Genomic DNA, 15,231 nt, shown 5'->3' with positions numbered 1-15,231 from the left:
TCTCCTCTCCCGCATCCTGTATCTATGCTAATTCGTTTCGCACCGCTTCTCCCCGAGATAATCCCGGCGGAGCTGCCCGCAGGCCCCGGAGATGTCCGCCCCCATCTCGCGGCGGATCGTTGCGGAAATGCCGTTTTTCTCGAGGACATGCTGAAAATCCTCTATCCTCCTTCGCTCCGGCCTCTCCCAGCTCCTCTCCCGGATCGGATTCACCGGAATCAGATTCACATGGAGGGGAAAGCCCTTCTGCTGCCCTGCAGAGCCCTCTCCCCCATCCCGAAGCTTTTTGAGAAGAGTAGAGAGAGCCTCCGCCTCCTCTTTCGTGTCATTGAGATCCCGGACGACGGAATACTCGAAGCTCACCCTCCTCCCCGTCCTCTCGAAGTAATGCCGCACCGCGGGCAGAAGCTCTGAGAGAGGATAGCGGGCTGCGATCGGCATGAGCCTTCGCCGGATCTCATCCTTCGGCGCGTGGAGGCTCAGGGCCAGCGTGAGCTGGAAGCCCTCCTCCGAGAGCCGGAGAAGCTCCGGCACGAGACCGCAGGTCGACACCGTCAGATTCCTCTGGGAGAGATGAAGCCCCCTCTCATCCGAGATCATCCGCACGAATTTCGTGAGATTCTCATAGTTGTCCAGAGGCTCCCCGGATCCCATGACGACCACATTGCTGATCCTCTCCCCTAAAAGGCGCTGAATCTGGTAGACCTGAGTGAGCATCTCCGCGGCACTCAGATTCCGGGCAAGTCCCTCCAGAGTAGAGGCGCAGAAACGGCAGCCCATGCGGCAGCCCACCTGACTGGAAATACAGACGGTATTGCCGTGGCGGTAGCGCATAAAGACCGATTCAATGATATGTCCGTCCTCCAGGCGGAAGATGAACTTCCGGGTTCCGTCCAGACTGGAGGAAAGGATTCTGACAGGCTCCGGGAGGAAGAGACGGAAATGCTCCCTGAGCTTCTCTCGAAGTGGGAGGCTCAGATTCGACATCTCATCAAAGGAGGCGCAGAGCCTTTCATGCAGCCAGCTGTAGATCTGCTCCGCCCGAAAGGGCTTCTCGGAGAGCTCCCTCATCTTTTCCCGAAGCTCCGGCAGACTCAGTTCCCGTATCTCCTGCATTCAGACCTCCTTCTCCTCCCTTCGGCGAAACTCCGCGATATAGAAGCCGTCCGAGGGCTGCCCCGGGAGGAACTTCCTCTCGGAGAGAAGCGTGAAGGCGAAGTGCTCCAGGATATAATCCCGGTTCTCCTCATTTTCCGCGCGGCTCAGCGTGCAGGTGGAGTAGATGAGGCGGCCCCCCGGCTTCACATAGCTCTGCGAGCAGTCCAGAATCTCCCTTTGCAGCCTCTGCAGATCCAGGATCCTCTCCGGCCCCGCGGAGAACCGGATGTCCGGCTTTTTATGGAGGACACCGAGCCCTGAGCAGGGGAGATCACAGAGCAGAAGATCCGCCTTTCCTCTCCCGAGCGAATCCGTGAGAGAGGGATCCGGCCTTCTCGCATCCCAGAGCTTCGCCTTGATATTTTTAAGATGCAGCCTTTCGATATTTTCCTCGATGAGACGGATCTTTTCCTCTGTGATATCCCGAGCATCGACTCTCCCGCTCCCCCTGAGAAGCTCCGCGACATGGCAGCATTTCCCGCCGGGGGAGGCGCAGACATCGACGACGAGCTCCCCTCCCGCCGGGGATGCGAGGAGACCGACCTGCTGGGAGGAATAATCCTGTATCGTCATCTCCCCGCTTCGAAAGGCCTCCTCCTCAGAGAGATTTCCGGAGCGTCTTTCGCATCTTCCGTCCCGAAAGCGCACGTAATTTCCATGCTCCTCCGAGAGAAAGTAGGCGGCCATCCTCTCCGTCTCCTCCCTACCGTACTCGGAGAGCAGAAAGCGATAGAGCCATTCCGGGAGGCTGAAGCGCACATATTCCGGGATCTCCCCCTCCTCCCGGAGCAAGCTTAGGATCGACTCCTTCTCTCCCGAAATCCTCCGAAGAACGGCGTTTATGAAGGGGGAGAGTCCGGAGAGCCCCCGCCGATGGCTGAGCTTTACGCTCTCATTGACCGCCGCGCTGTCCGGCACCCGGTCTAAAAACAGGATCTGGAAGCTCCCCATCCGAAGCAGTGTGCGAAGGAGAGGCCTCATTTTCTTCAGCTTGAGACGGGAACAGCGGTCCAGAAAATAATCCAGCGTCACAGCTCGCTCCACCGTCCCGTTCACAAGTCTTGTGAGGAAGGCCCGGTCCCGCTCCGACATGGCTTTATGCTTCGAGAGCTCCTCCCGAAGCGCGATATGGGAATGCTTCCCCTTCTCAAAAATATCAAAAAGGATCGAGAGTGCCATATTCCTCGGATCCTCCGGGCTTCGAATCCTCTCTCCTCTCATCCTCTTTCCTCCCTCTCCCATCCTCTCAGTCCCTTCTGTCCCGGTTTCTCGACAGGATCAAAAGCCGGAGAAGCTGAAGGAGGGAGGAGGCCGCCGCCGCGACATAGGTGAGAGCCGCCGCCGTGAGGACAGCCTTCACGCCGCGAAGCTCCGTCTCCGAAAGGATATGATTTTCCCTTAAGGTCTTCACCGCCCGCCGGGAGGCATCAAACTCCACCGGGAGCGTGATGATCTGAAAGGAGATCGCGATGATAAAGGCGAGGATCCCGAATTGGATGAGCGGCGTCAGCCCGATCAGAAAGCCAAAGAGGATGAGCGGGATCGAGATCCGGGACATGAAAGCGCAGAGCGGACTGATCGTTCTCGTAAGGATCAGGGGATAAAAGCCGACCGCATCCTGAATCGCGTGCCCGCACTCGTGTGCGGCGACACCGATCGCCGCGATGGAGCCGGAGTGCCTCGTGGAATCGGACAGATTTAAAATCTTCTGCGACGGCACATAATTGTCCGTCAGGTCCCCGGGGATTCCGCGGATCTCCACATTGCCGATCCCATTTTTCGAAAGGATAAAGCGCGCTGCCCCCTCGGCATCGAGCCCCGCGGAGGCGGGAACAGCGGCGTAGCGCTCGAAGGTATGTCTCACATTGGCGCTTGCGAGGACAGAGAGCAGCGCGCCGATCAGGATGAGAAGATAGGTCCAGTCAAAATAGCCCGGATAATAAGAATACACTGCTTCACTCTCCTTTCCCCCGGAAAAGCCCAGTCCGTCTTATCACTGCCGCCCCGTAATCCCGCCGCATTGCCTCTCCGCCGCATTTCATGCTCTGAGATCATGCCTTCCTCTATCCGCCCGCACTCGAACACCAAGGTGACTACTCTCCGGCTCCATTCGCCCGAACAGCAAGGCGGCCTCGCTTCCAATTCTTACTCTTGTCCTCACGGATGACAGAAGTTTAAACGGGAAAGATCCTGCGGCCCCGGAGGAAGGAGGCGGCATCCATTCTCCTTCTACCCTCCTCCTGAAGCTCGAGGATCCGGAGAAAGCCCTCCCCGCAGCGGATGAGGATGTCGTTTCCTCCCTTCTCGAGATAAAGCTCTCCCGCATCTCCCCGAAAGAGAAAATCCTCCCGGGAAAGCTTCGCTCTCTCCGCCTCCGACAGGATGCGCTCTTCATCCAGTTTTCCGATCCGGGAAAGCTCTCCCGCATCCCCGCTCCCCGGAAGGCTGTCCGCCTTCCAGAGCTTTAACTGCTTTCCCAAAAGATAGCTGAAGCTCCCCGGCCAGGGATTCAGAGCGCGGATCCTCCGCTCCAGCCTGTCCGAGGGCTCGTTCCAGTTGAGAAGGCCGCTGCTTTTTTTTAAGAGGCCGACTCTCAGGGCCCCCTCCTCCGGCTGCCTTCTCCTTTGGATCGTCCCTCTCTCCAGACCATCGATCGTCTCCAGGATGAGCTTCCCGCCGAGCTTCGACAGCTTCTCAAAGAGGGAACCGCCCGTCTCGTCCTTTGCGAGCGGGATGGACTCCTGGAGCAGGATGTCCCCCGTATCGAGTCCCTCATCCATCTGCATCGTGGTGACGCCGCTCTCTTTGTCACCGGAGAGAATCGCCCACTGCACGGGGGATGCGCCCCGGAATCTCGGGAGGAGGGAGGCGTGGATATTGACGCAGCCGTAATCGGGGATCTCCAGCACCTCCTTTGGGAGAAGCTGCCCGAAGGCGCTCACCACGATGAGCTCCGGGGCGAGCTCCCGTATCCGTCCTATCGCCTCTTCATCTGTGAAAAGGCGGGAGGGTGTCAGAACCGAAATCCCGTGCTCCTCCGCAAGAAGCCTTACCTCGGACTTTCTCGGCGCGCTGTGACGCCCCCTCGGGCGGTCCGGCTGCGTCAAAACGAGGGAAATCTCATGTCCCGCTCCAAGAAGCGCCTTAAGCCCCTCCGCGGCGAAGTCCGGAGTCCCCATAAAGATCAGCCTCACAGCTCCTCCTCTTCCGCTTCCGCCTCCCCGTAGACCACGTCCCGGAGCTCTCCCTCGACTCTTGTCGTATACATCACCCCGTTTAAATGGTCGTTTTCATGGGAGACCGCCCGGGCCAGAAGTCCCTCCGCATCGAATTCATAGTCCTTGAAATCGATGTCCTTCGCCTTCACATGCACGCGCATCGGGCGGGTGACAGTCCCCTCCTTCCCGGGCACGGAGAGACAGCCCTCGGGGCCGGTCTGGAGCTCCTCCCCCAGCACGCTCACCTCCGGATTGATGCACACATAGCGCTTTTCGTCGCCGATATCGATCACAAAGACCCGGCGGAGCACGCCGACCTGAGGAGCCGCGAGTCCCACGCCGTTTGCCTCATACATGGTATCCAGCATATCGCGGATCAGCTCCCTGGTCCGCTCCGTCACATTTTTAATCTCTTTGCATTCCTTCTCCAGAATCGGATCTCCCAGCTCTCTGATGGATCGAAGCGCCATTTCCTACCTCCCTTTTCCCGCTCTGATCTCCCGATATCCGGCATTTCTTATGTCCGAATCATTGTATCAGATCGTAGTGCAAAAGGATCAGCCCCCGCCGGTCAAAGCTTCGGACCGTCTTTGCGAAGTCCTTTCGCAATTTTATTATTATATCATGCGATTCATGCTTAATATAGATGATTTTCCGGAAAATATCCTTTAGCTTATAGAGCGGAGCGTTGAGCGGTCCGATGAGCTCCGCCCCCGCATCCCTCGCCCGGCTCTCGAAACGGGAAAAGCTCTGGGAGCTGACAGCCTCCAGAAAGCTCTCGTCCGCGGAGCTCAGCCGGATCGTGAGAAGTCTGGAGCAGGGCGGATAGCCCATCATTTCCCGAAAGGCCAGCTCTTTCTCGTAGAAGAGCTCGTAATCCTGCCTCATGGACAAAACGATCGCATAGTGCTCCGGCTGGTAGCTCTGAATCACGACGGTCCCGGGATTTTCCCCCCTCCCCGCCCTCCCCGCGGCCTGCGTGAGAAGCTGGAAGGTCTTCTCCTGGGAGCGAAAGTCCGGGCTGAAAAGACTCAGGTCCGCTGCGATGACCCCCACCAGCGTGACGCCCGGGAAATCATGTCCCTTCACGATCATCTGCGTCCCGATCAGAATATCCGCCTCCCGGTTTTGGAAGCGTTCGAGGATCTCCTCATATCCCCCCTTCCTCCCGGTCGTGTCCCTGTCCATGCGGAGCAGCCTCGCGCCGGGGAACTCTCTTTGGCAGAGGCTCTCCAGCTTCTCCGTCCCCGTCCCAAAGGGCGCGAGATAGGGAGAGCCGCAGGAGGGGCAGCTTTTCATGAGGGGGAGCTCATAGCCGCAGTAATGGCAGCGGAGCCTCCCGTCCCGGTGGAGCGTGAGGCTCACATCGCAGTGCGGACATCGGATCGCCTCTCCGCAGCTTCTGCAGCTCACAAAGCTGGAATAGCCGCGGCGGTTCATAAAGAGCATGATCTGCTCCCCCAGGGAGAGCTTCTCCTCCATGAGCTCCCGGAGCCTCCTGGAGAAGACGGAACGGTTTCCCTCCGAGAGCTCTCTCCGAAGATCCACGATCTCCGTTTTGGGAAGGCAGCTCCCCGGCACGGCGCGCTTTTTCAGGCGAAGGAGCCTGGGCCTTCCGGAGAGAGCCGCCCGGTAAATCGTGAGAGAGGGAGTTGCGGAACCGTAGAGAATCGGGCAGCCGGAGAGCTCCGCCCTCTTTTCCGCGACCTCCCTCGTCTCATAGCAGGGGGCAGTCTCCGATTTATAGGCGCCCTCCTGCTCCTCATCCATGATGATAAGCCCGAGTCTGGAAAAGGGCGCAAAGACCGCAGAGCGCGGTCCGATCAGGATGTCGACCTCCCCTCTCTCACAGCGGAGATACTGCTCATAGCGCTCCCCGAGGCTCATGCGGGAGTGAAGGATCGCGGTCCTCCCCTGAAATCTCCCGCTGACCCTCAGCACTGTCTGATAGGTGAGGGAGATCTCGGGGATGAGAAGAATTGCCTGTCTCCCGCTTTGGATCACCTCCTCCAAGATCCTGAGATAGACCTCCGTCTTCCCGGAGCCGGTGACTCCGAAAAGGAGGTAGGACGGCGGATCTTCTCCCTCTTTCCTCTCCTCTCCCTCTTCCGAAAAGCAGCGCCGATATCCCTCTCTCAGTTCGGAAAGGGCCGCCTCCTGCTCCGGGTTCAGCTTCGGGATCTCCTCTACCCCATGGTAGCGGAGAAGCGGATCGACTCTCCTTCGGTTCTTACGCACCGTCCTCTTCACCGGAAGCACCGTCTTCAGGCATTGGTTCAGGGTCGTGCCGTATTCCTCCGACATCCAGACGGCGAGGGCGAGCAGCTGCTCCTTGACGGAGACCGCCCCCTCGACCTTGGAGCGGATCTCCCGGATCTTCCCCGCGTCGTAATCCGTCTCCTCACTGAGGGAGAGGACGTAGGCGGTCTTTTCCTGCCTGCCGAAGGGCACGGAGACCTTGTCCCCCGGCGCAAGCTCCATCCCCTCCGGGACAAGGTAGGTATAGGCCCGGTCCAGCGCCTCACTCTTGATATCTACGATAAGCTCTGCGTACAATTCCTCTCTCTCACTCCTCTCGAAAACGCTCCACCAGATCAGAAAGTCCCATGGAATGAGAGCCTTTAAAGAGGACCAGATCCCCGGGGGCCGCCTCCCGGAGGAGCTCCCGGTAGAGCTCCTCCGCGCTTGAAAAATGCGAGACGGGGATCTGCCTTCCGTCCCCCCTCCGCTTCTCCTCCCTCCGGATACCCCGGAGTATGCCGAGGGATTTCTCCCCATAGAGAAGCACCCTGTCGATCGGAAGGGAGGAGAGGAAGGCGCCGCAGTCCTCGTGCAGCTCCTCGCTCCTCCCCCCGAGCTCCAGCATATCGGAGAGAAGCGCGATTTTTCTCCTCCCCTCCTCCTTTGAAAGCACAAGGAGCGAGGCCTTCAGGGCATCCGGAGAGGCATTATAGGAGTCATCCAGGATCCCGATCCCGCTCCTTGAGAGAAGCTTCTCCCCCCTCCCCTTCAGCCCGGAAAAGCCCCGGAGCGCCCGGAGCACTCCCTCCCTTTGAAGTCCGAGATCCAGAGAGACGGCGAGGGCCGCCGCGGCGTTTTGCTGCATATGATGCCCCGCCGCAGAGAGCGGGATCTCCTCCTTAGCGCGGTAAAAATGAAGCTCCACCCTCTTTCCCGCAGAGATTCCGAGTTCGTGAATCCTCTCCTCCGTGAGAGAGGATAGAAGCGGGTCCTCTCCGTTTAGGTAGAGAGCCGCTCCGTCCGCTGCGCCGTCCAGGATGTGGAGCTTTTCAAAGAGGATATTCTCCTTCGTCTTCAGGTTTTCGATATGCGCCGTACCGATATTCGTTATGAGGGCGAGGTCCACACGGGCGATAGAGGCGATCCTCGTCATCTCCCCGGGCTCCGACATCCCAAGCTCCAGCGCGGCAATCTCCGCCCCGCTCCTTGCGAGCTGAAAGAGCGTGATCGGGACGCCGAGCTGCGAGTTCGCATTCCCCGCAGTCTGAAAAACCCTCCGCTCCGAGGAGAGCGCGAGGGCGAGCATCGAGCGCATCGTCGTCTTCCCGGAGGAGCCGGTGACGCCGATCACCTTCCCCCGGAAGCGCGCTCTCTCATAGCGACCGATCTCCTGGAGCGCCGCTCTCGTGTCCGGAACCTGCCAGAAGCGGACCTCGGGATATTTCTTCTGAAGCTCCGTCACATCGCGGGAGGAGAGCACGGCCGCTGCGCCCCTCTCGACCGCCATCTCGATAAAGTCGTGCCCGTCCTTATGCGCCCCGATGATCGGGACGAAGAGACCTCCTCTTCCGTCCTCCCGGGAATCCAGGTATATTTTCTCTATCCCTCTCTCATCAAAGGGAAAGGAAAGCGCAGTCTCCATAGCTCCTCCTCACAATGAAAATTTTCTCGCCGTCTCCTCTATGACCTCCCGGTCCAGAAAGTGGGTCCGCACGCCGTTTACCTCATTATAGTCCTCGTGCCCCTTCCCGATCACGGCGATGATGTCCCCTTTTTCCGCGTTTTTCATCGCGTATTCTATCGCCTCCCGCCGGTCCGGGATCTCCGCATAGCGGCCCCCGAGAGGGACGAGACGGGACTTGATGTCCGAGATAATGTCCTCCGTCCGCTCGAAACGGGAATTGTCCGCAGTGAGGACAGAGAAGTCCGCAAGCCTCGCCGCGGTCTCCCCCATGCCGTATCTCCGCTCCTTCGAGCGGTTTCCCCCGCAGCCGAAGACCACGACGAGGCGCTTCGGATGATATTCCCGGAGCGTCTCAAGGAGATTTTCCATGCCCATCGCATTGTGGGCGTAATCGACGATCACGGACATGGTATCATTCTTAAAGGCGAGCTCCATCCTGCCGTTCACCCGTATGAGGCGGAGCGCCTTTAGGATCGCGGACTTCCGGATCCCGATGAGGGAGCTAACGGAGATCGCCGCCATGGCATTGTAGACATTGTATTTTCCGGGGAGATTCAGCCGGACATCGAGCTTCGCCATGCCGATCACCTGGAACTCCGATCCGACAAAGTCGGGGCTGTTGACAGCCTGGATGCCCTCCGCCATAAAGTCCGCGCTCTTATCGATGCCAAAGCAGTACATCCTGCACTTCGCCCCCGCGATCAGCTCCTCCGCATAGGGGGAGTCCCGATTGATGAGGCCGACCCTGCTCTGCCGGAAAATGCGGGATTTATAGTATTTGTACTCCTCAAAGTCCTTATGTTCATTCGGGCCGATGTGGTCCGGCTCGATATTGGTGAAGATGCCATAGTCGAAGTCGATCGCGTCGGTCCTGTGGAGCTTAAATCCCTGCGAGCTCGCCTCCATCACGACATAGCCGCAGCCTCTGTCCGCCATCCTCCGAAAGAGGGCCTGAAGCTCATAGGACTCCGGCGTCGTATTTTTCGTCTCCTCATGGATCCCCGCATAATCAACACCCGTGGTTCCGATGAGGCCGCAGCTCTCTCCGGCGCTCTCCAGTATGCTCCGGATCATATGCGCCGTCGTCGTCTTTCCCTTCGTCCCCGTGACCGCGATGATCCTCATCTCCCGGGACGGAAAGCCGAAGCGCGCGGCGGAGAGCTTCGCGAGAGCCTCGCGGGAGGACGGAACCCTCACCACCGCGATGCCCTCATAGATCTCCCGAAGATCCACCGGGAGCATTGCGCTCTCCTCCTCCACGACGATCGCCTCCGTCCCCTCCGCGATGACCTTTTGGAGGAAGGAGTGGGAATCCGTCGTGCTTCCTCTCATGCAGACAAAGACCGAACCCCTTCCGGCCTTTCTGGAATCATAAACGACCTCCCCGATCTCTACCTTTTCCGGGTCTCCATGCAAAAGCTCGTAGTCAAGCCCGTCCAGCCACTCGCTGAATTTTGCCATAATTCCTCTCCTCCCTCTCCCCTCTATCGCAGTTCTCCTCCGAAAAGCCGGGAAAGCGCCCATAGACTGCGGGAAGCGCCGATGCCGCAGCACTTCGGCATCAGCGCTTCCCCTTATCCGGCCTGATACCGGATCGGCGTTTCGCACAGCTTTTCGGTATCACGCCCATAGCGCAAATCTTTTTTCGGAATCTGTTTCTCCTTAGAACAGCCCCACAATCTTTCCGTCGACGAGGTCGATATCAACGGCCGCCGGTCTCTTCGGAAGTCCGGGAAGCGTCATGATATCTCCCGTCAGAACGACGACAAAGCCGGCTCCCGCAGAGACATTCACATCCCGCACCGTGAGCTCAAAGTCTCTCGGTCTCCCGAGCTTCTTCGGATCATCGGAGAGGCTGTACTGGGTCTTCGCCATACAGACCGGGAAGCCGCCGAAGCCGAGCTCCTCATACTTCTGAAGCTCCTTTGTGGCCTTCGGGGAGAAGCTCACCTTGGAGGCGCCGTAGATCTTCTTCGCGACGGCCTCAATCTTCTCCTTCAGACTCTGTCCGTCCTCCTGGACGAAGCGGAAATTCGCCTTCCCCTCATCGAGCACCCGGAGCAGGGTCTCCGCCAGCTGTCTTCCGCCTTCTCCGCCCTTTCCATGGACCTCGGAGAGCGCGAACTCCACATTTCTCTCCCGGCAGAAGTCCTCGACGAACTTGAGCTCCGCATCGGTATCCGTCGGGAAGCGGTTGATCGCGACGACGACCGGCATGCCGAACTCATGGAGATTCTCGATGTGCTTCTCCAGGTTGACGATGCCCTTCTTGAGCGCCTCGAGATTCTCTCCCGCAAGATCCGCCTTTGCCACGCCGCCATTATACTTCAGAGCGCGCACTGTGGCAACCAAAACCGTGGCATCCGGACGGAAGCCCGCCATACGGCACTTGATGTCAAAGAACTTCTCCGCGCCGAGATCCGCGCCAAAGCCCGCCTCCGTGATCGCGATATCGGAGAGCTTCAGGGCGAAGCGAGTCGCCTGAACGGAGTTGCAGCCGTGGGCGATATTCGCGAACGGTCCGCCGTGGATGACCGCTATATTGCCTTCCAGCGTCTGGAGGATATTCGGCTTTAAAGCGTCCTTAAGGAGAACTGCCATGGAGCCTGCCGCCTGGATGTCGTCCGCCGTCACGGGCTTCCCCTCCACATCATAGGCCACGACGATTCTCTTCAGACGCTCCTTTAGGTCGTTCTCGTCCGTCGCAAGGCAGAGGATCGCCATGACCTCGGAGGCCACCGTGATCATAAAGTGATCCTCCCGGACAACCCCGTCCCCGGAGCCGCCGAGTCCGATGACGATATTCCGAAGGGAACGGTCATTCATGTCGAGGACTCTCTTCCACACGATCCTCTTGGGATCGATCCTGCGCAGATTTCCCTGCTTCAGATGATTGTCGAGCATCGCGGAGAGAAGATTGTTCGCACTGGTGATCGCGTGGAAGTCACCGGTGAAGTGCAGGTTCAGATCCTCCATCGGGATAACCTGGGCATATCCGCCGCCTGCGGCACCTCCCTTGACTCCGAAGCAGGGCCCGAGACTCGGCTCGCGGAGCGCGACGACAGCCTTCTTCCCCAGCAGGTTCAGTGCGTCGCAGAGACCGACCGAGGTCGTCGTCTTTCCCTCTCCTGCCGGCGTCGGATTGATGGCCGTCACCAGAACAAGCTTCCCGTTCGGCCGATCCTTCACCCTGTCCCAAAGCTCGCGGGAAAGCTTCGCCTTGTACTTTCCGTAGAGCTCAAGCTCGTCCTCCTGGATGCCATAGTTTTCCGCCACGTCCCTGATTCTGCGAAGCTCCGCCTCCTGGGAGATCTGGATATCCGATTTCATCTTTTTTCCTCCTTGCTTGATGTATAAACCAGAGAAATTAGAATAATTTCTCCTGCTGCACGAAGTTTTCTCCCTCTCTCTATCTCTATCCCTCTGCTCTATGCCTTCTGTCTCAGCCCTCTTCTCTATGCCCTCTTCTCTATCTCCTCTTTCCCACTTCTTTCTCTTTCCTATTTCTTATTTCCTGTTTCCTATTTCTTTTTCTTTCCTATTTTCGCCCTCCTGCTTCGGCACTCTCCCCTTCTCTCTCCGAAAGGAACGATAGAAACTCCTCCTTCGTCATCTGGACCTTCCGGCCCTTCGTCCCCTCCTCCGCTCCGACCACTCCATAATCCGAGAGCTGATCCATGATGCGGGCCGCGCGGTTAAAGCCGATACGGAATCTCCGCTGCAGCATGCCGATCGAGGCCTTCTCCGCCTCAGTGACAAGCTCTCCCGCCTCCCGGAAGAGTTCATCCCTGTCGCTCTCCGCCCTGCTCTCTCCGGAGAGCGGATTCTCGATGCTGGAGCTCAGCTCCTCGCTGTAATCGCTCTCCGTGTGCTCCTTCAGATATTCCACCGCATCCTGCACCTCCTGATCGGAGACAAAGGCCCCCTGCACCCTGACCGGCTTCGGAATCCCCTGGGGGAAGAAGAGCATATCTCCCTTTCCGAGGAGCTTCTCCGCGCCGTTCATATCGATGATGGTCCTGGAATCCACCCCGCTCGATACCGCAAAGGCGATTCTCGACGGGACATTGGCCTTGATGAGCCCCGTGATGACATTGACGGAAGGTCTCTGGGTCGCGATCACAAGATGCATGCCGCAGGCCCTGGCAAGCTGCGCGATCCGGCAGATCGCCTCCTCCACCTCCTGGGCAGAGACCATCATAAGATCCGCAAGCTCATCGATAATGATGACGATCTTCGGAAGCTTCTCCGCCGCCGCGTCCCCTCCGAGCTCGGCTATCCTCCTGTTATAGCCCTTCAGATCCCTGACTCCGGCCTCCGCGAACTTCTTATAGCGATCGCTCATCTCGGCGACCGCCCAGTTCAGAGCGGCGGCGGCCTTCTTCGGATCCGTCACAACGGGGATCAGCAGATGGGGGATGCCGTTATAGACCTGGAGCTCCACGACCTTCGGATCCACCATGATCATCCGCACCTCCTCCGGGCTGTAGCGATAGATCAGGGACATGATCAAAGTATTGATGGAGACCGATTTCCCGGAGCCCGTCGCACCGGCGATGAGGAGATGCGGCATCTTCGCGATGTCCGTCACCACCGTTTTCCCCTCGATATCCTTTCCGACCCCGAAGGAAAGCTCCATCTTCGCGTTCCGAAACTCCGCTGAAGAGAGGATATCTCCCAGATATACCGTCTGGCTGTTCCGATTCGGGACCTCGATGCCGACTGCGGACTTCCCCGGGATCGGCGCTTCGATCCGGATATCGGAGGCGGCGAGCCGCATCTTGATGTCATTGCTCAGGGAGACAATGCGGGAGACCTTTACCCCCTGCTCCGGCTGCAGCTCATAGCGGGTGACGGCGGGTCCCACAGAGACATCGCTCACACTGACTCCGACGCCGAAGCTCTCCAGCGTCTTTTGAAGCGTGAGAGCATTTCGCTCGATTTCCTCCCTGCTGTCCGCGCCCTGTGCCCCTCCTGTCTTAAGGAAAGAGAGCGGCGGAATATGGTAGCTGTGCTCCTTCCCCTTCCGAGGAGGCTTCCCCCTTTCCTCTTTGCCGAAGGATTCCGAGGTCTCCCTTGGCGAGGGATCCGCAGCCTTCCGGCTTTCCTCGGTCTTCTCCCTGTCCCTTTCCTCACTCAGCCGGACAGGATCCGGGGCGGCTGCGTGAAGCTCACGGGAGAGTGCCTCTTTCTCATCGATCCAGAGCTCCTCCTCGGAGACGGACTCCATCCCCGCCCCTTCCTTTGCGATATCAGCCCCGTCGGAAACGCTGGGGAAGCTCCTGCTCCCGCGAATCCCCCGCCTCCGCTTCGAATCCATGCGGGCTCTTCTCCTCCGCACTCCCGAGGGCCCCGCAGCTTCCGTAAGGGGAAGGGAAGGACCCGCGTCCTCATCCATGCCCCCTCTATGCCCCCAGGCATCGTCCTCCGGCTCGATCCACATGCCGTATTTCGCATAATCCGGTTCGGAATCGAGATAGTCCTCTGCCGGCTGCGCTCTTTTCCTTCTCCCGGGAAGGACAGGGAGCTCGATCTCTCTTCTTCCCCCCTCCGCTTTTTCCTTCTCCCCGCTCTGATCCCGCTTTTCCTCCGTGGGCCGGGAGCTCTCTTCCTGAGGGAGTCCCTTGATTCTGAGAGAGGAGGCAGAGCTGTCCTCCGCCGCATCTTCCTTTCCTTTGCTCTCCTCCCCTCGGATGAAGTCCCGGAAGGAATCCAGAATCCCCTTCTCCTCGGATTCCTCCCCGCTCCTCTTTTCTTCAGGAGGAAGGCTCTCCGGCTTTGTTTTCTCTCCCTGCAAAAGGTCAATCTCCGTGAACTCCCGTGCCGCGGCCGGAGCCGGGGCCGTTCTCCTCCCAGCCTCCGAAGCGGATGAAAGTCTCCGGATCCCCTCCTCCGCCTCTCTCACCTTCCCCGCGGAAAAGCCCATCAAAAGGGCAAGCAGAGGCCGGCCCGAGGCGTAGACGAGGCAGAACAGCATCCCCATAAAGAGGAGAAACAGAGCTCCCGCCTGTCCGGCGGCCTGCCAGAGCAGAAGGGCGAGCCCCCCGCCGACTGCGCCTCCGCCGACTCCTCCGGAGGCACCCTCCTCATAGATTTCCCGGATATCCTTCCCCGCGACACCGCCTCCCGCCGTGAGCTGCAAAAAGGCTCCGAGAAAAAGGAGAAAAAGAAGAGCCGCACAAAGTCTTCTGGAGCTGTTCTGATCCTCCCCCGCAAAGAGGAGAAGCGCCGTCGTGAAAAAAAGGACAAAGGGGAGCAGTCCCCCCAGCAGCCCGAAGACCCCGAACTGCAGATCCCGGAGCAGATCCCCCACAGGCCCGCAGAGCCCGAGATTGCTTAGAAAAAGAAATATGGAAAGGGAAAGAGCGAGAAGCAAAAGCAGCTCCTCCCGGAAACTCGCCTTCTCCGGATCCGAAGAGGGAGCGGCACTGAGCGAGCGGGAAGCGGCGCTCTTTTCCGCCGTCTTCCTTCCCCTCTTCCTCTTCTCCGAGCTTGTCCTTCCGCGTCCTCCCGCCTTGACAGAGTTCTTTCCCGCGCTCCTCCCCGCGCCGCCACCCTGCTTTTTAAGCTCCGACTCCGCTTCCCGTTTTTTCCTGCTCTTTCCCTTAGCTGTCATTCAAACCCCACATGCTGCCGCCGATATCCCGGCATCCCCTCTCTACACTCTCAGAATCAAAATCCGAAGCCCGCTCCTCCTCTTTTAAAGAAAAGCCTCCTGCCTCTTTTTTTCCCCCCCGATATTTTGTATTATAGCTTATTTCCGCCCAAATTTCCACGCCTCTTTTCCTATTTTTTGCGGCACTTTACCGTAAAAGTTCCTTGTCAGGCGACAGAATGGACGCCATGCTCGCATGGGCGGACATTCTGGCATCGGACAAGACTGCAGGTATGAGCATGCAGAGCGAAGCTCGGAATGCGAATACCGGCGGT

10 protein-coding genes are annotated in these 15,231 nt (G+C 59.0%); all 10 read right to left on the bottom strand.

Annotated features, from left to right (window positions below):
- Positions 1-27: 27 nt before the first annotated feature.
- Positions 28-1,116 carry a 23S rRNA (adenine(2503)-C(2))-methyltransferase RlmN gene (gene rlmN, locus HMPREF1986_RS02930; RefSeq protein WP_021773260.1) on the bottom strand — a complete coding sequence of 363 codons (1,089 nt, stop codon included), beginning with the start codon at positions 1,114-1,116 and terminating at the stop codon, positions 28-30.
- A complete protein-coding gene (locus HMPREF1986_RS02925; RefSeq protein WP_036599031.1) occupies positions 1,117-2,379 on the bottom strand; it encodes a transcription antitermination factor NusB in 1,263 nt (420 codons plus the stop codon).
- 25 nt (positions 2,380-2,404) lie between these two features.
- Positions 2,405-3,109 (bottom strand): zinc metallopeptidase, encoded by a 705-nt coding sequence (locus tag HMPREF1986_RS02920; RefSeq protein WP_021773258.1) that lies wholly within the window; start codon positions 3,107-3,109, stop codon positions 2,405-2,407.
- 223 nt (positions 3,110-3,332) lie between these two features.
- Positions 3,333-4,352, bottom strand: a complete 1,020-nt coding sequence (gene fmt / locus HMPREF1986_RS02915) for a methionyl-tRNA formyltransferase (protein WP_021773257.1) — start codon at positions 4,350-4,352, stop codon at positions 3,333-3,335.
- The gene (gene def, locus HMPREF1986_RS02910; protein ID WP_021773256.1) at positions 4,349-4,846 is read right to left on the bottom strand and encodes a peptide deformylase; all 498 of its coding nucleotides are present in this window, start codon (positions 4,844-4,846) and stop codon (positions 4,349-4,351) included. Before def ends, fmt begins: the two co-directional genes overlap by 4 nt.
- A gap of 58 nt (positions 4,847-4,904) precedes the next feature.
- The gene (priA, locus tag HMPREF1986_RS02905) at positions 4,905-6,932 is read right to left on the bottom strand and encodes a replication restart helicase PriA (protein WP_021773255.1); all 2,028 of its coding nucleotides are present in this window, start codon (positions 6,930-6,932) and stop codon (positions 4,905-4,907) included.
- A 10-nt stretch (positions 6,933-6,942) separates the two neighbouring features.
- Positions 6,943-8,259, bottom strand: coding sequence for a UDP-N-acetylmuramoyl-tripeptide--D-alanyl-D-alanine ligase (locus HMPREF1986_RS02900; RefSeq protein WP_021773254.1), 1,317 nt, complete (start codon positions 8,257-8,259; stop codon positions 6,943-6,945).
- A 9-nt stretch (positions 8,260-8,268) separates the two neighbouring features.
- The gene (locus tag HMPREF1986_RS02895; protein ID WP_036599022.1) at positions 8,269-9,762 is read right to left on the bottom strand and encodes a UDP-N-acetylmuramoyl-L-alanyl-D-glutamate--2,6-diaminopimelate ligase; all 1,494 of its coding nucleotides are present in this window, start codon (positions 9,760-9,762) and stop codon (positions 8,269-8,271) included.
- Positions 9,763-9,963: 201 nt separating this feature from the next.
- A complete protein-coding gene (locus HMPREF1986_RS02890; protein WP_021773252.1) occupies positions 9,964-11,631 on the bottom strand; it encodes a formate--tetrahydrofolate ligase in 1,668 nt (555 codons plus the stop codon).
- 208 nt (positions 11,632-11,839) lie between these two features.
- Positions 11,840-14,917, bottom strand: a complete 3,078-nt coding sequence (locus HMPREF1986_RS12800; protein ID WP_021773251.1) for a DNA translocase FtsK — start codon at positions 14,915-14,917, stop codon at positions 11,840-11,842.
- Positions 14,918-15,231 lie beyond the last annotated feature (314 nt).

This window comes from Oribacterium sp. oral taxon 078 str. F0263, assembly GCF_000469565.1.
Taxonomy (GTDB): domain Bacteria; phylum Bacillota; class Clostridia; order Lachnospirales; family Lachnospiraceae; genus Oribacterium.
Note: the sequence above shows the minus strand (reverse complement) of the source record. Positions and strands in the feature narration are given on the sequence as shown.

What these genes read in the sequence shown, in the direction of transcription:
- rlmN (WP_021773260.1), bottom strand. Translation starts at nt 1,116, where the DNA reads ATGCAGGAGATACGGGAACTGAGTCTGCCGGAGCTTCGGGAAAAGATG.
- HMPREF1986_RS02925 (WP_036599031.1), bottom strand. Translation starts at nt 2,379, where the DNA reads ATGAGAGGAGAGAGGATTCGAAGCCCGGAGGATCCGAGGAATATGGCA.
- def (WP_021773256.1), bottom strand. Translation starts at nt 4,846, where the DNA reads ATGGCGCTTCGATCCATCAGAGAGCTGGGAGATCCGATTCTGGAGAAG.
- HMPREF1986_RS02900 (WP_021773254.1), bottom strand. Translation starts at nt 8,259, where the DNA reads ATGGAGACTGCGCTTTCCTTTCCCTTTGATGAGAGAGGGATAGAGAAA.
- HMPREF1986_RS02895 (WP_036599022.1), bottom strand. Translation starts at nt 9,762, where the DNA reads ATGGCAAAATTCAGCGAGTGGCTGGACGGGCTTGACTACGAGCTTTTG.
- HMPREF1986_RS02890 (WP_021773252.1), bottom strand. Translation starts at nt 11,631, where the DNA reads ATGAAATCGGATATCCAGATCTCCCAGGAGGCGGAGCTTCGCAGAATC.
- HMPREF1986_RS12800 (WP_021773251.1), bottom strand. Translation starts at nt 14,917, where the DNA reads ATGACAGCTAAGGGAAAGAGCAGGAAAAAACGGGAAGCGGAGTCGGAG.